The organism is Sphingopyxis sp. SCN 67-31 (assembly GCF_001725095.1).
Genome location: NZ_MEFH01000096.1, coordinates 1 through 18,079, shown reverse-complemented (window position 1 = coordinate 18,079; position 18,079 = coordinate 1). Strand labels below are relative to the sequence as shown.

21 protein-coding genes are annotated in these 18,079 nt (G+C 66.4%); 3 read left to right on the top strand and 18 right to left on the bottom strand.

What is annotated here, in order from left to right:
• Window positions 1–182 precede the first annotated feature (182 nt).
• From ABS88_RS19010 to ABS88_RS19000, 3 genes are read right to left on the bottom strand one after another with little or no spacing between them, the layout of a single operon-like run.
• Entirely contained in the window at window positions 183–395 is a 213-nt protein-coding gene (locus ABS88_RS19010; RefSeq protein WP_286750292.1) for a hypothetical protein, read from the bottom strand.
• Window positions 392–646, bottom strand: coding sequence for a hypothetical protein (locus ABS88_RS19005; RefSeq protein ID WP_286750291.1), 255 nt, complete (start codon window positions 644–646; stop codon window positions 392–394). Before ABS88_RS19005 ends, ABS88_RS19010 begins: the two co-directional genes overlap by 4 nt.
• Window positions 643–804 (bottom strand): hypothetical protein, encoded by a 162-nt coding sequence (locus ABS88_RS19000; protein WP_286750290.1) that lies wholly within the window; start codon window positions 802–804, stop codon window positions 643–645. Before ABS88_RS19000 ends, ABS88_RS19005 begins: the two co-directional genes overlap by 4 nt.
• Before the next feature lie 218 nt (window positions 805–1,022).
• Here ABS88_RS19000 and ABS88_RS18995 point away from each other — a divergent pair, with 218 nt between their 5' ends.
• Both ABS88_RS18995 and ABS88_RS18990 read left to right on the top strand, forming a co-directional pair.
• On the top strand, window positions 1,023–1,259 hold the full coding sequence (locus ABS88_RS18995; protein ID WP_067112049.1) for a hypothetical protein: 237 nt from the start codon (window positions 1,023–1,025) through the stop codon (window positions 1,257–1,259).
• A gap of 78 nt (window positions 1,260–1,337) precedes the next feature.
• Window positions 1,338–2,096, top strand: coding sequence for an alpha/beta fold hydrolase (locus ABS88_RS18990; protein WP_076075938.1), 759 nt, complete (start codon window positions 1,338–1,340; stop codon window positions 2,094–2,096).
• On the opposite strand, the gene ABS88_RS18985 is transcribed toward ABS88_RS18990, so the two are convergent.
• From ABS88_RS18985 to ABS88_RS18975, 3 genes are all read right to left on the bottom strand, one after another.
• Complete coding sequence (locus ABS88_RS18985) at window positions 2,044–3,084, bottom strand: alpha/beta fold hydrolase (RefSeq protein WP_076075940.1); 1,041 nt, start codon at window positions 3,082–3,084, stop codon at window positions 2,044–2,046. The two genes, ABS88_RS18990 and ABS88_RS18985, sit on opposite strands and share 53 nt — an antisense overlap.
• A 97-nt stretch (window positions 3,085–3,181) precedes the next feature.
• Window positions 3,182–4,549, bottom strand: a complete 1,368-nt coding sequence (locus ABS88_RS18980) for a DEAD/DEAH box helicase (protein WP_076075942.1) — start codon at window positions 4,547–4,549, stop codon at window positions 3,182–3,184.
• 143 nt (window positions 4,550–4,692) lie between these two features.
• The gene (locus tag ABS88_RS18975) at window positions 4,693–4,848 is read right to left on the bottom strand and encodes a hypothetical protein (protein ID WP_158682124.1); all 156 of its coding nucleotides are present in this window, start codon (window positions 4,846–4,848) and stop codon (window positions 4,693–4,695) included.
• Between the two features lie 60 nt (window positions 4,849–4,908).
• Between ABS88_RS18975 and ABS88_RS18970 the strand changes: the two genes are divergently transcribed.
• Window positions 4,909–6,384 carry a glycerol kinase gene (locus tag ABS88_RS18970; protein ID WP_104959486.1) on the top strand — a complete coding sequence of 492 codons (1,476 nt, stop codon included), beginning with the start codon at window positions 4,909–4,911 and terminating at the stop codon, window positions 6,382–6,384.
• A gap of 136 nt (window positions 6,385–6,520) precedes the next feature.
• Here the strand turns inward: ABS88_RS18970 and rpmE are convergent, their stop codons facing one another.
• The 12 genes from rpmE to rpsB form a co-directional block, all read right to left on the bottom strand.
• Window positions 6,521–6,748 carry a 50S ribosomal protein L31 gene (gene rpmE / locus ABS88_RS18965; protein WP_067112011.1) on the bottom strand — a complete coding sequence of 76 codons (228 nt, stop codon included), beginning with the start codon at window positions 6,746–6,748 and terminating at the stop codon, window positions 6,521–6,523.
• Between the two features lie 366 nt (window positions 6,749–7,114).
• Complete coding sequence (fabZ, locus tag ABS88_RS18960; RefSeq protein ID WP_076075948.1) at window positions 7,115–7,594, bottom strand: 3-hydroxyacyl-ACP dehydratase FabZ; 480 nt, start codon at window positions 7,592–7,594, stop codon at window positions 7,115–7,117.
• 4 nt (window positions 7,595–7,598) lie between these two features.
• Window positions 7,599–8,288: an OmpH family outer membrane protein gene (locus ABS88_RS18955; protein WP_104959485.1), complete on the bottom strand. Its 690-nt coding sequence runs from the start codon at window positions 8,286–8,288 to the stop codon at window positions 7,599–7,601.
• Window positions 8,288–10,996, bottom strand: a complete 2,709-nt coding sequence (gene bamA / locus ABS88_RS18950; RefSeq protein WP_067184565.1) for an outer membrane protein assembly factor BamA — start codon at window positions 10,994–10,996, stop codon at window positions 8,288–8,290. The genes ABS88_RS18955 and bamA overlap by 1 nt, the downstream gene beginning before the upstream one ends.
• Before the next feature lie 69 nt (window positions 10,997–11,065).
• Complete coding sequence (gene rseP, locus ABS88_RS18945; protein WP_067184567.1) at window positions 11,066–12,196, bottom strand: RIP metalloprotease RseP; 1,131 nt, start codon at window positions 12,194–12,196, stop codon at window positions 11,066–11,068.
• A complete protein-coding gene (locus ABS88_RS18940; protein WP_076075956.1) occupies window positions 12,189–13,352 on the bottom strand; it encodes a 1-deoxy-D-xylulose-5-phosphate reductoisomerase in 1,164 nt (387 codons plus the stop codon). The genes rseP and ABS88_RS18940 overlap by 8 nt, the downstream gene beginning before the upstream one ends.
• Before the next feature lies 1 nt (window position 13,353).
• Entirely contained in the window at window positions 13,354–14,028 is a 675-nt protein-coding gene (locus ABS88_RS18935) for a phosphatidate cytidylyltransferase (protein WP_076075958.1), read from the bottom strand.
• 2 nt (window positions 14,029–14,030) lie between these two features.
• On the bottom strand, window positions 14,031–14,675 hold the full coding sequence (uppS, locus tag ABS88_RS18930) for a polyprenyl diphosphate synthase (RefSeq protein WP_067111636.1): 645 nt from the start codon (window positions 14,673–14,675) through the stop codon (window positions 14,031–14,033).
• A 165-nt stretch (window positions 14,676–14,840) separates the two neighbouring features.
• Entirely contained in the window at window positions 14,841–15,395 is a 555-nt protein-coding gene (gene frr, locus ABS88_RS18925) for a ribosome recycling factor (RefSeq protein WP_076075964.1), read from the bottom strand.
• Between the two features lie 24 nt (window positions 15,396–15,419).
• Window positions 15,420–16,142 carry a UMP kinase gene (pyrH, locus tag ABS88_RS18920; RefSeq protein WP_067111641.1) on the bottom strand — a complete coding sequence of 241 codons (723 nt, stop codon included), beginning with the start codon at window positions 16,140–16,142 and terminating at the stop codon, window positions 15,420–15,422.
• 115 nt (window positions 16,143–16,257) lie between these two features.
• Window positions 16,258–17,184, bottom strand: a complete 927-nt coding sequence (gene tsf, locus ABS88_RS18915; protein ID WP_067184572.1) for a translation elongation factor Ts — start codon at window positions 17,182–17,184, stop codon at window positions 16,258–16,260.
• A 132-nt stretch (window positions 17,185–17,316) separates the two neighbouring features.
• Window positions 17,317–18,079, bottom strand: a 763-nt coding sequence (gene rpsB / locus ABS88_RS18910; RefSeq protein WP_286750289.1) for a 30S ribosomal protein S2, incomplete at its 5' end; no start/stop codon positions are given.

Sequence of the window (18,079 nt, the reverse complement as noted above, 5' to 3'; positions counted from 1 at the left end):
ATCGAGGAGGAAATCCAGCCTTTGCACATCACAGCAAAGGCCGCCTGACGATGACCCGTGGCCAACGCCGAATTTACACCATCTTGACGGACACGACCCAACGCTCTCGTTCTCTGGGTTAGGGATAAGTTCATCTGCCACCCTCCGCGCCATCGCCAGTTGCTCGGGTGTCGCTTCATCCTTCATGGGAGGGGTTCCTCAATAATGCTGATGCGCTCGACATCAGCGTTGAACTCAATACTCTCTCCGTCGTCGCTCCCGAACGGCTCCGTCAGGACCGCCTCAATATGGACGCGGACAGGCCCATGCTTCTTGAGGCGAGCCGCCAGCGCCTTTCTCCCGCGCATCACGTCGATGATCGCATAAGTTGAAGTGATTTTCGGAAGTCCGCTCATTGGGAGGGGTTCCTTGCTTTGAGGGCGGCGAGAGTTGCGGGCCGAATAGGGGGCAGCGTCCAGTCGGCGGCGAGATATGTCGCCTCAAGTCCGGTGTGGCTGCGGTAGATCACCTTGGTTCCGGCAGCGTTGGGGCGGCAGGAGGCATGCTCCTCGTCCGGCTCGAACAGAGCCACCTCAACCAACACGTCAAGCGCGTTGGTGTTTTCCCCGGCCTCTATCCGTTCGATCAATGAGGATAGGTCGGTCATGCTGTTTCCCCTGCTTCGTGGAGCGCGTCCATAAACCCTTTCGCCCAGCGATCGTGGGCCATGGTCCCGGCACGATATGGATTGCCCGCCTTCCCGTCGCGGTAGGCCCTCCGTCCTTCGCGCTCGAAGCGCTCGGCGGTTTCATCGTGCAGGCCCATCACGCACCTCCGAGCATAGTGGGGGCGAGGGCGGTTTTTCGCGCTACCGATAACCGATTGATTCGACACGCGAGGGTTTTCCAGCCGCAACAAGGTAAATGCTTTATTTTCCAAAGGTGTCGGCTTAGCTTACAGTTTACCATCGGCCCGCGGCATCGATTCCCCGATTTGCGCCGCTGGCACGTCCCTTGCTTCGGATGGCGGCGATGCTGATGGTGATGTTGAAGAAAATCGGACGGCTGTTCGTCATCAAGACGCGCTTCGAGGCGTGCCTGATCATCTACGCGCTCGGCGTGGGGGCGATGGCGCGCGGGATGATCTATCTGGACCAATATCCCGGTATCGGCGGCAAGCTGCTGCTCGCTGCGTGCAGCGGCTCGGTATTCCTCGCGGGCGCCAAAATCTTCGACTGCCTGCGCTACGAGAAAGCGGCCAGAGCGGCAGCGGACGGCTGAAATACCGCCGCGCGGCAAACCGCGGCGGCGAAGGCGGACCCCTTTCGCCCCGCGTCAAGCTGTGCCAAGGCGTGTGCTATGAGCAGGATCAGCGGGCGGCCGTCCGTCAGCACCGAACATGTCTATGGCCTGACGCTGCGCGTCGCGCGCTGGCGTGCGGGCAAGGGCGGACCACCCCTGCTGTTCCTCAACGGGATCGGCGCCGACATCACCGCGGCCGCGCCGCTGCTTGCCCGGATCGGCGAGCGCGAGGTGTGGACGCTCGACATGCCGGGAGTCGGCGGCTCGCCCGACGCGCTGCTACCCTATGCGGCGCCGACGATGGCGGCAACGGTCATGGAGATCGCCGACCGCTTCGGGCACCGACAGCTCGACCTCGCCGGTTTCAGCTGGGGCGGCGCGCTGGCGCAGCAGGTCGCGGTGCAATTTCCCGGCCGAATCCGCCGCCTCGTGCTGATGGCGACCACCCCCACCGTCGCGGCGCCGGGGATCGGCTGGGCCGCGCTGCTCGACGACGATATGCTCGCGAGCGGCCTGCGGCTGCCGACCGCGACGCCGCTCGGCCTGTCCTATCAGGCGATGGCGATGGCCGGATGGACGAGCGCGCCGATGCTGCCCCGGCTGAGGGCGCTGCCGACGCTGGTGCTGATGGGCGAGCGCGACGGCGTGGTGCCCGCCAGCCACGGCCGGGCGATTGCCGACCTGATCGAAGGCGCCACGCTGGAAATCGTGCCAGGGTCGCACCTTTTTCCCTTCACTCACGCCACGTCGGTCGCGGCGCGGATCAGGGCGTTTCTCGACCAGCCGGCGCGGGCGGAGCAACGAGCCGCCGCTTGAGGAAATCGGCGATCGCGGTGGCGGTCGCGTCGGGCGCCTCCTCCATCGGCAGATGGCCGACGCCGTCGAGCATCACCACCTCCGACCCCGCGATGCGTTCATGGAAAGTCTGCGCCGCGCTGGGGTTTATCAACCGGTCCTGCTTGCCGAACAGGATCAGCGTCGGTGCCGCGATCGCGCCGATGCGGTCCGCCATCGCGGGTTCGCGGTCGAGCGTCGCACGCAGCGAGGTCGCCTCGCGATTGCCGGGGAAGCGCAGAAGATTCCAATAGCGGTCGATCATCGCGTCGGTGACGATATCCTGCCGCTCCACCGATCCGCGCAGCGACCGTTCGACCAGCGAGCGCGGCGTGATCTGCGCCGCCAGCCAGCGCCCGAGCGGATATTGCAGCAGGCGAAAGCCGATGTTCGACGGCGGAGGCTTTTCACCGGCGCGCAGCGGCATCCCCGCGGCGTCGAGCAGCAGCAGCGCGTCGATGCGATCGGGACGAGCGAGCGCATAACGCCATGCCACCCAACCGCCCATCGAATTGCCGCCGAGCACGAAGCGATCGAGATCGAGCCGCGCGGCAACGACATCGACCGCGGCGATCATGCCGTCGGCGCTATAGTCCTTGTCGGGAGTGCCGCCGGTCAGACCGTGCCCCGGCAGGTCGAGCGTGACGATGCGATAGCGATCGCCCAGCCGCCGGACCAGCGGCTCCCACGTCTGAAGGCTGCTGTTCGACCCGTGCAGCAGGACGAGCGCCTCCGCATCGCGCTTTCCCTGATCGCGATAATGGATGCGCTGCCCCGCCGGCCCCACCGCAAACTGTGCGTCCGCGCCGCCATATCGGGCGATCATCGCGTCGCGATCGGTGTCGGGGGTGCGCAGGGCGAGGAACAGCGCGACGAGCGCGAGCAGCAGCCCGAGCGGAATCAGGACGCGCTTGCGGCGTAGCAAGGGCCGCCGCGGCGGCAGCGGTTCGAACTCGTCCTCGTCGATCATTACGCCTCCCCAGACCCCCGCCGACCCTAACGTGCCGGAACGGCACGTCAATCGGCGGCGGTCGGGAAAGGATCGGGAGCGGACGAGGTTGCCGGCGTCAGCCGACGCGCTGGACCGCGCCCTTGTGCGCGCCGACGCCGCCGCGACGCGGCCGGAAACGGCGCTTGCGCTGGGGCTGTGCGCCCTCGCCCGCCGCTTCGCGGCGCGGACCGCGCGACGGGGCGCCGTCCGCCTTCTTGCGCAGCGCATCTTCGCGCTGGCGCTGCGGATCGCGGCCCTTGCCGCCGGTATTGCGCGGCGGCTGGGCGGGCTTGGGCAGGTTACGAACCATCTCCGTAAAGCCGTCGGGCAGCGAAACCGGCTCGGCGCGGGTCCGCGTCACGCGTTCGATGTCACGCAGATAGGTGCGCTCGTCGGGCGCGACGAAGCTGATCGCGATGCCCTCCGCCCCAGCGCGCGCGGTGCGGCCGATCCGGTGGACATATTGTTCGGGGACGTTCGGAATCTCGAAGTTGATGACATGGCTGACTCCGGACACGTCGATGCCGCGCGCCGCGATGTCGGTCGCGACGAGCAGCCGCACCTGCCCAGAGCGGAAGGCCTGAAGCGCCGTGGTGCGCTGTCCCTGGCTCTTGTTGCCATGGATCGCAAAGGCGTCGATCCCCGCGCCTTTCAGATGGCGGACGACGCGGTCGGCGCCGTGCTTGGTGCGCGTGAAGATCAGCGCGCGGTCGATTTCCTCACTGCGCAGGACGTGATGGAGCAGCGCCTGCTTCTCCTTCTGCTCGACGAAGGTGACGCGCTGGCGGATCTTTTCCGCGGTCGTCGCCTGCGGCGCCACCGAGACGGTGACGGGGTCGTGCAGGAACTGCTGCGCGAGCGCCGCGATCTCCTTCGGCATCGTTGCCGAGAAGAAGAGATTCTGGCGCTGCTTCGGCAGGATCTTGGCGACGCGGCGCAGCGAATGGATGAAGCCCATGTCCATCATCTGGTCGGCCTCGTCGAGGACGAAGATTTCGACGTCGTCGAGGCGCAGCGCGCGCTGGTCGACCAGGTCGAGCAGCCGGCCCGGCGTCGCGACGAGGATGTCGACGCCCTGCGACAGGTCGCGAATCTGGCGATTGATCGGCACGCCGCCGAACACCGTCGCAACACTGAGCTTGGTGAAACGGCCGTAGTCGCGGCAGCTCTGCGCGATCTGCGCCGCCAGTTCGCGGGTCGGCGACAGGACGAGCATGCGGCAACCGCGCGGAGTGCGCGGGCGCGGGTTCGACAGCATATAGTCGAGCGAAGGCAGCGAGAAGGCCGCCGTCTTGCCGGTGCCGGTCTGCGCGATACCGCACAGGTCGCGCCCTTCGAGCAGAACGGGGATCGCCTGGCTCTGAATCGGCGTCGGCTGGGTATAGCGCTTGGCCGTCAGCGCACGCTCGATGTCGGCGTGGAGGCCGAAGTCTTTGAATTCCATTTTGATAATCTACTCACGATAAAGCCGTGGACGCGCCGCAAAACGGCCGCGCACGGCGGGCGGGTTCGAAACGACCCGCGTGAAAGGGTGCCTCAAGGGACTCAGCGCAACCGGCTCGTCCAACCCTGTCGCGGGCGGGAAAATCACGCTGCCGGTGGAGGGCGGCCTGCTGCCGCCATGCTGCGCTGCACAAGCATATGGCGGATATTGCGCAAAATTGCAAGATGATTGCGTGAACCCGAAGCCTCGTCCAAAAACCCGTTCGCCCCGAGCTTGTCGAAGAGCCGTTCTTTCTTCATTGCTAATCGAAAGAAAAGAACAGGGTTTCGACAAGCCGAGCACGAACCGAGGAGATTCAGGTGCCCGAAAACATCATCGTCATCGACGAAGGCACCACCTCGACGCGCACGATGCTGTTCGCCGCCGACGGCACGCCGCTGGGTGGCGCACAGCGCGAGTTCCGGCAGCATTATCCCGGCCCCGGCCTGGTCGAGCATGATGCCGAGGAAATCTGGCAGGCCACGCTCGCCTGCACGCGGACGATGATCGACAAGGCGGGCGGCGCCGACCGGATCGCCGCGATCGGCATCACCAACCAGCGAGAGACGGTGGTGTTCTGGGACCGGGCGACCGGCGCACCGCTTGCGCGCGCAATCGTCTGGCAGGATCGGCGCACCGCCGCCGCCTGCGCCGCGCTCAAGGAAGCGGGGCACGAAGCGACGGTGCAGGAGCGCAGCGGCCTGCTGCTCGATCCCTATTTTTCGGGAAGCAAGATCGGCTGGGCGCTCGAAAACTGGCCGCAGTTACGCGAGGCGGGCGACCGGCTCGCGGTCGGAACGATCGAATCCTATCTCGTTTTCCGCCTGACCGGCGGCGTCCATGTCAGCGATGCGACCAACGCGTCCCGCACGCTGCTGATGAAGATCGACGGGGCGGGCGGCTGGGATGCCGGTCTGTGCGACCTGCTGGGCGTACCGATGGGCCTGCTGCCCGAGATCGTGGGCTGCACGACCCGGGTCGGCGCCACCGATCCCGCGCTGTTCGGCGGCGCCATTCCGATCTGCGGCATGGCGGGCGACCAACAGGCGGCGACGATCGGCCAGGCGTGCCTTGCCCCCGGCCAGACCAAGGCGACCTTCGGCACCGGCGCCTTCATCCTGTCGGCGAGCGGAGAGACGCGCCCGCATTCGGCGAACCGCCTGCTGGCCACGGTGCTGGTGCAGGAAGGCGACCGGCGCAGCTATGCCCTCGAAGGATCGGTGTTCGTCGCCGGCAGCCTGATCCAGTGGCTGCGCGACGGATTGGGACTGCTCGCGAGCGCCGGCGAGAGCGAAGGACTGGCCCGGTCGGTGTCCGACAATGGCGGCGTCTATCTGATCCCTGCCCTGTCCGGGCTCGGCGCCCCGCACTGGCGCCCCGATGCGCTCGCCGCGCTGTCGGGGCTCAGCTTCGCAAGCAGCAAGGCGCATGTCGCGCGCGCCGCGCTCGAGGCGCAGGCCTATCAGGCGCACGACCTCAAGACCGCCTTCGCGGCCGACGGCGTCGACTGGGCCGACCTTCGCATCGATGGCGGCATGGCAGCGAACAACTGGATGGCGCAGGATCTGGCCGACATGCTGGGGCTGGTGGTCGAACGTCCGGACTTCGTCGAAAGCACGGCGCTCGGCGCCGCAATGCTGGCCGCGACGGGCGCGGGCCTGTATCCGAACCTTGCCGAGGCGGCACGGACGATGCGCGGCCGCACGACGCGCTTCACCCCGGCGCTCGACGCGCAGAAACGCGAAGCGCGCCTTGCCGGGTGGCAAAGCGCGCTTGCGAAGATTCTGACGGCGTAGAGCCCTCCCCTGAAAAGAGAGAGATCGGGGTGGAGGCCGCGATAAGGCGCGATGCTCCGATGCCCACCCCGCTGCGACTGGCGAACAGGTTCGCAAGTCCCGCTGCCCCTCCCGCGAGCGGGAGGGGAAAAGCGCTTTAGCGCTTGAGGGTGAGGCCGCCGAAGCGCTTGTTGAACTTCGCGACCTGGCCGCCCTGATCGAGCAGGCGCTGGTTGCCGCCGGTCCATGCCGGGTGCGCGGTCGGGTCGATGTCGAGCGTCAGCACATCGCCTTCGCTGCCCCAGGTCGAGCGCGTCTGATATTCGGTGCCATCGGTCATCTTGACCGTGATCATGTGATAGTCGGGGTGAAGGTCTTTTTTCATCTCGTCTGCTCCTGTGCCGCTGGTTTCCGACCAGCCGCGTGAGTCTGTGCGCCCGGAGACGCGAAGCCCGCGCCTTTAGGGGGCAATGGGGGGAAATGCAACACCCGACCCCTCTCTCTGGCGTCACGCCGGACTTGGACCGGCATCCATTCTCGCCGCGCCCGCGATGAAGTGCCGAATGGCCCCCCGATCAAGTCGGCGTTTATACCCTTGAGACAAGGACGCTGGTGATCCCCGGCGAAAGCCGGGGTCCATGCGAGGCAGGCACACTTAGCTGGACCCCGGCTTTCGCCGGGGAACGCTTACCTGTCGAAAGGGGATAATTGCCGATCAAGTCCGGGGTGACGATGCAGCAGGGTCAGCCTCTTATTCCTCCGGCGGGTCGGCGATCATCGCGGTGAACTGGCACTCGGTCGCCACCTGTCCGTTGAGCATCGCCTTGCCCTCGAACTTGCAGATGGTGCGTTTCGCCTGAAGGATCGTGACGTGCAGGTCGAGCAGGCAGCCCGGCTCGACCGGCTTGCGGAATTTCACCCCGTCGATGCCCATGAAATAGACGAGCTTACCGGTGCCGGCGAGCCCGAGCGACTCGATCGCCAGCACCCCACCCGCCTGCGCAAGCGCCTCGACGATGAGGACGCCCGGCATGATCGGCCGGCCGGGGAAATGCCCCTGAAAGAAGGGCTCGTTGATCGTCACCGCCTTGACCGCGTGGATCGACCGGTCCCTGACCATCGATTCCACCCGGTCGACGAACAGCATCGGATAGCGATGCGGCAACAGGCTGAGGATGCGCCGGATGTCGACCGGCCCCAGCGTTTCCGCAGCCTGTTCGCCGTCGCTCATCGGCTTAACGCGTCGTCGGCTGGCTGCCGTTCGCCGGCGCCGCCGGAGCGGCCGTGCCCTGCTGCGCGCGCGCGGCGTCCATCAGCTGCTGGTTGCGCTGCTGGACCAGCTGGCCGGGCTGGTAGCCGGCCGGCGGCGTGATCGTCACGCTCGGCAGGATGCGGTTGAGCTCGGTCACGACGGCATCGGTGATGTCGACATTGGTCTCGCGCGCCAGAACCGCATCCGGATTGAGCAGCAGATCGACCTTCTTCGCGGTCATCGCAGCCTTGATCGCCTCGTTCATGCGGACGCTGATCTGATCCTCGACATAGGCGATGGCGAGATCGACCGGCGCGCCGATGCGGCCGAGTTCCTCGCTGGCGGACTGGCGCTTGTCCTGCACCGCCTTCGCCGCCGCCTGAAGCGCTGCCTGGTTCTGCGGCGTCTTCTTCGCTTCCTCGTTATACTTGGCTACCAGCACGTTGAGCTCTGCCTGCAGCGTCTGGCCGCGCGATTCCTGCTGGTCGATCTGCGCCTTGTAGGTGGTCTGGATCTGCTGCGACGCGGTGGTGAAGGCGTTCGACTTGGCGGCGGCCACGCGCACGTCGGCGACCGCCGTGGAGCGCGCCTGCGCGGCGGCGGGCGCAGCGAACATCGGCGAGACCGAAAGGCTGGCGATCGCCAGCGCCGAAGCGACAAAAATTTTCTTCATCAGAATTGGGTTCCTACGTTGAATGAGAAGCGTTTGGTATCGTCACCCTCTTCTTTTCGGAGGGCATAGGCGAAGTCGATGCGGAACGGACCGAAGGGAGAATTCCAGTTGACCCCGGCGCCGATCGCGACGCGCGGCATCCAGGTATCGCCATAGAAGCGTTCCTCGAACGGTGCGAGGGCCGAGAAGCCGTTCGCGGTATCGCAGGTCTGATATTGACCGGAAGGGGTTCCGTCGGCGTTGGGCGTTTCGGTCGCGAACACCCGCTGCCCGGTGGCCGCGTTGCGACAGAGATATTTGGTCAGGCCAAAGCCCGGCGCGTTCGGATCAGTCTCCCGGAAATCGGCGAGCGTCGTCAGCGTCGGGCGCTTAACGCTCCACACCGACCCGACGTCGAGGAACACCGACGGACGCAGCCCCAGTTCCTTCGCGCCGGTGCCGAGCGGAATGTCGACCTCCAGACGGCCCTGATAATAAGCGCGGCCGCCCAGCGAGTCGTCGATCCGGCCGTTGCGTTTCGACAGGCTGGTGTCGAGGATCGGGTTCGCCGGGTCGGTCAGGTCGACATTGCCGTAGCGGATGACGCGCGGGCCGACGCCGCGGATGTCGAAGCCGCGCATCTGCGGTTCGCCCAGGAAGAAGCGGTCGGTCAGGCGCACCTTGTCGCTGGTCGGCGTCGGGCGCCCGCCGAGCGGATAGATATAGCCGCCCTCTGCCGACACATTGAGGATGAAGCGGCTGCCGAGGTTGAAGTGCTTGCTCGCCGCGGCCCGGGTGCGAACATATTTGACGCTGCCCCCCAGCCCCGCAAAATCCTGGCTGATGCTGAACGACTGGCCGCGCGTCGGGCGCAGGCGATTGTCGCGGTCGTCATAAGCGAGCGTGAAGCCGACGAGCGAGGTCGTGCGCTTGCCGATCGCATCGCACAGATAGCGACCCGCAACCAACGGATCGCACTCGCCGCCGAAATAATAAAGTCGCTCGTCGAGCGAAACATCGTCGTAATTGAGGCTGTAACGTCCGAAGAAGGACATGAACTCGGTCAGCGGCACCCCGGCGTTGAGCTGGAAGCCCGTCGTCGTCTGCTCGAAGGTCGTCTGGCGATCATTGCCGATGAAGTTGAACGAATTGAGGTCGCGGCGATAGATGCTGCCGCCGATCGAGATATTGCGGTCGAACAGATAGGGCTCGGTAAAGCCGAGCTCGATCGACTTGGAATAGCTCGAATAATTGACCGACGCCGACAATTGCTGCCCGAGACCGCGGAAGTTGCGCTGGCGGATCGATGCCTGGAGCAGGAAGCTTTCGATCGACGAGAAGCCGGCCGAGAGCGACAGTTCGCCGGTCGGCTTTTCCTGGACATTGGTTTCGAGGACGATGCGGTCGGGTTCGCTCCCTTCCTTGCGGTCGATCTCCAGATTCTCCTGGAAATAGCCGAGGCTGTTGATGCGGTTCTGGGTGCGCTTGATCCCGAAGCTGTTGAAGGCGTCGCCCTCGTTCAGGCGGAATTCGCGGCGAACCACCTTGTCGTGGGTCAGCGTGTTGCCGTTGACGTCGATCCGCTCGACATAGGTGCGCGGGCTTTCGGCGACGTCGAAGGTGATCGACATCGTCCGGTTGTCGGGATCGCGGCGGAACTCAGGGTTGATGTCGGCAAAGGCATAGCCGAACAGGCCCGCGGTCTCGCTGAGGCTTTCGACCGTGTCCTCGACCTGCTTGGCGTCGTACCAGTCGCCGGTGGTCATCGGCAGCAGGCGCTTCAGCGTCTCCGGCTGGAAATCGCGGATCTGGCTCTTCACGTCGATGTCGCCGAACTTGTACCGCTCGCCCTCCTCGACGACATAGGTGATGATGAAATCCTGCTTGTTGCTCGTCAGTTCGGCGACAGCAGAAATGACGCGGAAGTCCGCATAGCCGTTCTGCAGGTAGAACAGTCGCAGCTTCTGCTGGTCATAGGCGAGGCGGTCGGGATCGTAGGTCGTATTCGACGACAGGATGGTGAGCAGCCCCGATTCCTTGGTCGCCATCTCTCCCTTGAGTTCACCGTCGCTGAATTTCTCGTTGCCGATGATGTTGATCTGGCGGACCTTCGATTTCGGTCCCTCGTTGATCTCGAACACCACGTCGACGCGGTTCTGGTCGAGCGTGACCATCTTGGGATCGACGGTCGCGGCGAAACGACCCTGGCGCTTGTAGAGTTCGATGATGCGCGCGACATCGGCGCGGACCTTCGACCGGGTGAAGATCTGGCGCGGCGCGAGCTTGATCTCGGGCCGAATCTTGTCTTCCTTCAGGCGCTTGTTGCCTTCCAGGATGACGCGGTTGATCACCGGGTTTTCGGTGACCTGGATGGTCAGCGCCCCATTGTTGTCGGTGATCTGGAAATCCTTGAACAGCTCCGTCGCCGCAAGGTCCTTGAGCGCCTGGTCGAGCGTCGCGCGGTCATAGGGCTGGCCGACGCGCAGGCGGAGATAGGAGAGGATCGTCTGCGCCTCGAGCCGCTGGTTGCCCGTCACCGTGATCGACTGCACGGTCGAGGCCGCGGGCACCGCTTCCGGCGAGGGGATCGGAACCGTCGGGGCCGGAACAACCGGCGGCGCGACTTCCTGCGCCAGCAGCGCGGCGGGCCATGCCAGCATCGTCCCCGCCATAAGGAGAGCCGACACCTGCGCCCGCGCCATAGATTTGTGTGAAGCCACGCTGTTCATCCCGCAAAAATAACTCGAAGCGATCAACCCGCCGAACGCGGACCTGCGCGCTCTCCTGCCCCAGACCGGCTATCCAATCAAGCGGGCGATCCGATCCCACAGGCCGAATGAGCCCAAATCGTTGAAAGTCACGACCAGCATCAGGGTCACGACCACCGCAAAACCAAATCGAAAGGCCCATTCCTGCGCCTGCAGCGGCGCCGGGCGCCGCCGGACCGCTTCATAGGCATGGAAGAGAAGATGGCCGCCATCGAGCATCGGCAATGGCAACAGGTTTATGAACCCCAGATTGATGGACACGAAGGCGATGAAGAAGATCAGCGACGCCACGCCGAGCGTCGCCATCTCGCCCGACTGCTTCGCGATCCGCAGCGGCCCGCCCATATCCTTGACCGAGCGCTGGCCAGTCACGAACTGGCCGAGAATCTTGCCGGTCATCCGAACAAGGCCCCAGGTCTGCGCGGTGCCGGCAGTCAGCGCCTCGACCGGTCCGACCGTGGTATAGACCGGCGCCACCGGGCGGATGCCGATGATCGCGCGCTCGGCCTTGTTCCCGAAGCGATCGGTCTCGGTCACGATCCGCGGGCGCAGCGTGAGGGTCCGCTGCTCGCCGCCGCGCTCGATCCCGATTTCCACCGGCCGGCCGAGGTCGAAGGCAACGGCCATGGGGATGTCCATAAAATCCTCGATCGCACGTCCGTTGATCCGGGCAATGCGGTCGCCGACCTCGAGTTGCGCCTTGTCCGCCGCGCTGCCCGCTTCGATCGCGCCGATCACCGGCGGGGTCGTCGCGACGCCGTAAACCATGGCAAAGGCCGCGAAGATTGCGATGGCGAACAGGAAATTGGTCAGTGGCCCGGCGAGGACGATTAGCGCGCGCTTCCACACCGGCTGCGCGGGAAAGCTGTGCGCGCGCTCGGCCTCGGGCAGCGATTGCCATTCGGCATCGGGCTGGCTCACCGCATCGCGGTCGCCGGCGAACTGGACATAGCCGCCGAGCGGCAGCCAGCCGACCTTCCATTCGGTGCCGCGCCTGTCGGTCCAGCCGAATATCCGGCGCCCGAAACCGATCGAGAAGGTGTCGGCCTTCACCCCGCACCAGCGGCCGACGATATAATGCCCATATTCGTGCACGAACACGAGCGGCCCGAGGACGATCAGGAAGGCGATCAGATAGAGCCAGGGCGGCACGTCAAGCATGTTCGAGCTGGTCCACAAAATGCTGCGCGGTCGTGCGCGATGCGGCATCGACGCTGAATATGTCCTGAAGCGATGCCGGCACCGCCGGCGCATCGGCGTCGAGCACCCGCTTTACCGTATCGACGATCGCGGGAAAGGCGATGCGTCCGCCGAGGAAAGCGGCGACGGCCGTCTCGTTCGCGGCATTGAGCTGCGCCGGTCGCGCGCCGCCTTCTGCAATGGCGGCTCGGCAGAGCGCAGTCGCGGGAAAGCGCGCCTCGTCGGGCGCCTCGAAATCGAGCCGGGCGATGGCGGGAAGGTCGAGCGGCGCGCACGGCGTGGCCATGCGCTGCGGCCACGCAAGTGCAGAGGCAATCGGGATGCGCATGTCGGGCGAGCCGAGCTGCGCGAGCGTCGAACAATCGACATATTCGACGAGGCTGTGGATCACCGACTGCGGATGGACGAGGATTTCGATCCGATCGAGGCCCACCGGAAAGAGGTGATGTGCCTCGATCAGTTCGAGCCCCTTGTTCATCATCGTCGCCGAATCGACGCTGATCTTCGCGCCCATCGACCAGTTGGGATGCGCAACCGCCTGCGCCGGGGTGACGTGTGCCATCGCTTCCGCCGTCATGGTGCGGAAGGGACCGCCGCTCGCGGTCAGGATGATCCGGCGCACCTGCTCGATGCGTCCGCCCGCCAGGCACTGGAAGATCGCATTATGCTCTGAATCGACGGGCAGGATCGTCGCACCCGACGCGCGGGCGGTCGCGGTCATCAGCGCACCCGCGGACACCAGCGCTTCCTTGTTGGCGAGCGCGACGTCGGTGCCCGCTTCGAGCGCAGCCATCGTCGGCGCGAGGCCGGCGGTGCCGACGATCGCCGCCATGACGAGATCGGCCGGGCACCGCGCCGCCTCGACGAGTGCGTCGGCGCCCGCCGCCGCCTCGATGCCCGTTCCGGCCAGCGCAGCCCTCAGCGCCGGATAACGCGTCTCGTCGGCGATCACCGCGACGTCGGGCCGGAATTGGAGCGCCAGCTTCGCGAGTTCGGCGACGTCGCGGTTCGCGGTCAGGACCGTCACCCGCCATGCCTCTCCATCGCGGCGGACGAGATCGAGGGTCGACTGGCCGACCGACCCCGTGGCGCCGAAGAGCGAGAGGCGGCGCGTCATCTCAGCCCGCCGCCCGCACCGCGATCTGTCCCGCGAAAGCCAGTGCGCCGAGCACCAGCGCCACCGGCAGCAAGCCGTCGACACGGTCGAAGATGCCGCCATGGCCGGGAATCAGGCTGCCCGAATCCTTGACGCCGGCGCGGCGCTTCATCCAGCTTTCGCCCAGGTCGCCGAGTTGTGCGAGCAGCCCCATGAACAGGCCGATCCACAGCGGAATGCCGACGACCCCCGCGCGGTCGCCGATCGTCGCGCTGGCCACCAGCGCCGCGATCATGCCGCCGAACAGTCCCGACCAGGTCTTCGACGGACTGATCGCCGGAGCAAGCCGGGCGCCCCCGAAAGCGCGGCCGGCGAAATAGGCGCCGATGTCGGTCGCCCAGACCATGCCGAATACCCACAGCGCCGCGGTGACGCCCAATTGGTCGCGGATATGCCAGAGACCGCCCACCGCGCCGAGCACGAGCAGCGGACCGAGCAGCGTCAATGCCCCGCGTGCGCCGCCGCCGAGCGACATGGCGCGGACGAGCGCGAACCATTCGACGAGCAAAAGCGCCGCGCCGACAAGGAGCAGCAGCCCGAAGGCGATGCCGCCGAACCACAGTGCCGCGCCCGCGATCGCGAAGAGGACGATCGCCGAGCCGACGCGGACGCCCAGATCCGATTTTGCTGCCGCCATCGTCACAATCCCCCGAAGCGGCGTTCGCGCCGCGCAAAATGGTCGAGCGCCGCCCGCAGGTCGGCCGGCTTGAAATCGGGCCAGAGCGTATCGGTGAAATAGAGCTCGGCATAGGCCGATTGCCAAAGCAGGAAATTCGACAGCCGCACCTCGCCCGAGGTCCGGATGAGCAGGTCGAGCGGCGGCAGGCCGGCCGTGTCGAGGTGGGCCTCGATCGCCTGCGCGCTGATCCCGCCCTCTGCGGCGGCCGCGCGCGCGGCGCGCACCAGTTCGTCCTGCGCGCCATAGTTGAGCGCGACGGCCAGCGTCGTGCGGCTGTTCCCCGCGGTGCGCGCGATCGCATCCTCGATCAGCGCGACGACGTCGGGCGCCAGCGCGCGCCAGTCGCCGATGACCTTGAGCCGGACGTCGTTGGCGGCGAATTCGTCGAGATCGCTCAGGATGAAGCGCTTCATCAGCCCCATCAGATCGCTGACCTCTTCCTCGGGCCGCTTCCAGTTTTCCGAGGAGAAGGCGTAGAGCGTCATCGCCTCCAATTCCATCTCGGCCGCGGCGCGTACGATGTTGCGCACCGCCTCGACCCCGGCCTTGTGGCCGGCGACGCGGGGCAGAAAGCGCTTCTTCGCCCAACGGCCATTGCCGTCCATGATGATGGCGACATGCCGTGCGCCGTGGGAGGGGGTGGTCACGAGAGCGCCTTCAGAATCCGTTCGTGTCGAGCGAAGTCGAGACACCCGTCAGCATCGCGCAACGAGGATGGGCATCTCGACTTCGCTCGATGCGAACGGAAGAGAGGCGGGGACGGGAGGGCACTAGCCGAGGATTTCCTTTTCCTTCGCGCTCGCGGCGGCGTCGATTTCGGCGATGACCGAATCGGTCAGCTTCTGCACCTCGGTCTCCGACCGCTTGCGCTCGTCCTCGCTGATTTCCTTCTTGTTCTCGTCCTGCTTCAGCGCGTCCATCCCGTCGCGGCGGACGTTGCGCACCGCGACGCGGGCCTTTTCGGCATATTGGCCGGCAAGCTTCGACAGTTCCTTGCGGCGCTCCTGCGTCATCTCGGGGATCGGCAGGCGCAGCACCTGACCGTCGACGATCGGGTTCAGGCCCAGGCCGGCAGCGCGGATCGCCTTGTCGACCGGGCCGACGTTCGACTTGTCCCACACCTGCACCGACAGCATCCGCGGTTCGGGCGCGCTGATCGACGCAAGCTGGTTGAGCGGCATGTGCGAGCCATAGACCTCGACCGTCACCGGATCGAGCAGCGCCGTATGCGCGCGGCCGGTGCGCAGCCCCGCAAGGTCGTGCTTGAGCGATTCGACCGCGCCGTGCATGCGGCGATCGAGGTCGGCCTTGTCATATTTCGCCATCGTCTTGTCCTCTTCTATGCAGTCTCAGGCCGCGTCGCCCACGACGGTGCATACGCCATCGCCTGCCAGCACGCGGGCCAGATTGCCGGGTTCGCGGATGTTGAACACGACAATCGGAATCTGATTGTCGCGGCACAGCGCCACCGCGCTCGCGTCCATCACCTTCAGATTGTCGGCAAGCACGCGGTCGTAGCCGAGCCGGTCGTAACGCACCGCCGTCGGGTCCTGCTTGGGATCGGCATTATAGACGCCGTCGACGCTGGTGCCCTTCAGCAGTGCGTCGCACTTCATCTCCGCCGCGCGCAGCGCCGCGCCGCTGTCGGTGGTGAAATAGGGCGCGCCGACGCCGGCGGCGAAGATCACCACCCGCCCCTTTTCCATATGGCGTTCGGCGCGGCGGCGGATGACGGGCTCGCACACCTTGTCCATTTCGATCGCCGACTGGACACGCGTCTCCACGCCGAGCTGTTCGAGCGCATTCTGCATCGCCAGCGCGTTCATCACCGTCGCGAGCATCCCCATATAGTCGGCCTGCGCGCGGTCCATGCCCTTCGCCGCGCCAGCCATGCCGCGGAAGATGTTGCCGCCGCCGATGACGAGGCAGATTTCAAGGCCGCGGTCCTTCGCCGCCTTGACCTCGGCCGCCATGCTCGCGACCGTGTCGGGGTCGATCCCGAACGGCGTCGTGCCCATCAACGCCTCGCCCGACAGCTTGAGCAGGATGCGTTTCATGCCGGGCAATGCCATGTCGAGGAGAACCTTCACCAAGGGGTCGAAAAACCAATGGCGCGCACCCTAGTCAGAGTGCGCGCCATTGCCAAGCGGACTGCCGCACCGATCGGGCGGCAGCCGCGGATCGTCATCAGCGGCCGGCGGCAGCGGCGACTTCGGCGGCGAAGTCGCTCTCTTCCTTCTCGATGCCTTCGCCAAGCTGGAAGCGCACGAAGCCCTTGAGGGTGATGTCCGCGCCGACGTCCTTGCCGGCGGCGGCGACGACTTCGGCGACCGGGGTCTTGCCGTCGATCACGAAGGGCTGCGACAGCAGCGCGTTTTCCTTGCGGAACTTGGCGATCGTGCCGTCGACCATGCGCGAGACGATATCGGCGGGCTTGCCCGACTGGGCGGCCTTTTCCTCGGCGATCGCGCGCTCGCGGGCGATCAGTTCGGCGTCGAGTTCGTCGCCGTTGAGCGCGAGCGGGTTGGCGGCGGCGACGTGCATGGCAAGCTGCTTGCCAAGCGGTTCGAGGACATCGGCGCCGGCGCTCGATTCGAGCGCGACGAGCACGCCGATCTTGCCGAGACCCGGCGCGGCGGCATTGTGGACATAGCCGGTGACGACGCCCGAGCCGACCGAGAGGATGGCGACGCGGCGGAGCGACTGATTCTCGCCGATCGTGGCGATGTTCTGCGTCAGCGCCTCGGCGACGGAGCCGCCCGCGGGATAGGCGGCGGCGCCCAGCGCGTCGATGTCGGCGATGTCGCCGGCCAGCGCAACCTGGGTCACGTCGCGGACGAAGCCCTGGAACTGTTCGTTCTTGGCGACGAAGTCGGTCTCGCTGTTGACCTCGACCATCGCGCCGCGGGTGCCGTCGGTGACGACGCCGACCAGCCCCTCGGCAGCGACACGGCCGGCCTTCTTGGCGGCGGCGGCAAGCCCCTTGGTGCGCAGCCAGTCGATCGACGCTTCGATGTCGCCGTCATTCTCGGCGAGCGCCTTCTTGCAATCCATCATGCCCGCGCCGGTGCGTTCGCGCAGTTCCTTGACGAGGGCGGCCGTGATCTCAGCCATGGGGTGATCCTTTCCAAAAGGGGGCGGGCCATCGGATCGGCCCGCCGCTGCGCCGCGCGCATGGCGGCGCGACAAGACAGGAGGATGACAGGGACGGCGCCTGTCGCGGCGCCGGCCCGTCACGCAACGCGCTTACGCGTCGCTCTGACGCTCGGTTTCGGCAGCCGCTTCGGCCGGAACCTGCTCGTCCTCGGTCGCCGGGGCCTCGGTGAGCACGGGCTCGGCGATCGGCTCGACCGCCGCGCCGAGGTCCTCGCCGCGATCGACGCGCGCCTGCTGGCCGCCGCGGGTCGCCGCCTGGGCGACCGCTTCGCAGTAAAGGCGGATGGCGCGCGCGGCGTCATCGTTCGCCGGAACCGGGAAGGCGATGCCGTCGGGCGAGACGTTCGAATCGAGGATCGCGACGACCGGGATGCCCAGGACATTCGCTTCCTTGATCGCCAGCTCTTCCTTGTTCGCGTCGATCACGAACATCACGTCGGGAATGCCGCCCATGTCGCGGATGCCGCCAAGGCTCAGTTCGAGCTTGTCGCGCTCGCGCGTCCTGTTGAGCACTTCCTTCTTGGTGAGGCCCGAGGTGTCGCCCGCAAGCTGTTCCTCGAGCGTCTTGAGGCGGCGGATCGAATTGGAGATCGTCTTCCAGTTGGTGAGCATGCCGCCCAGCCAGCGGTGGTTGACGAAATGCTGACCCGATGCGCGCGCGGCGTCGGCGATCGGCCCCTGCGCCTGGCGCTTGGTGCCGACGAACAGCACCTTGCCGCCCGCAGCCGCGGTCGAGGAAACGAAGTCGAGCGCGCGCGCGAAGAGCGGCACGGTCTGCGACAGGTCGAGGATGTGGATGCCGTTGCGCGCGCCGAAGATATACGGCTTCATGCGCGGGTTCCAACGGTGGGTC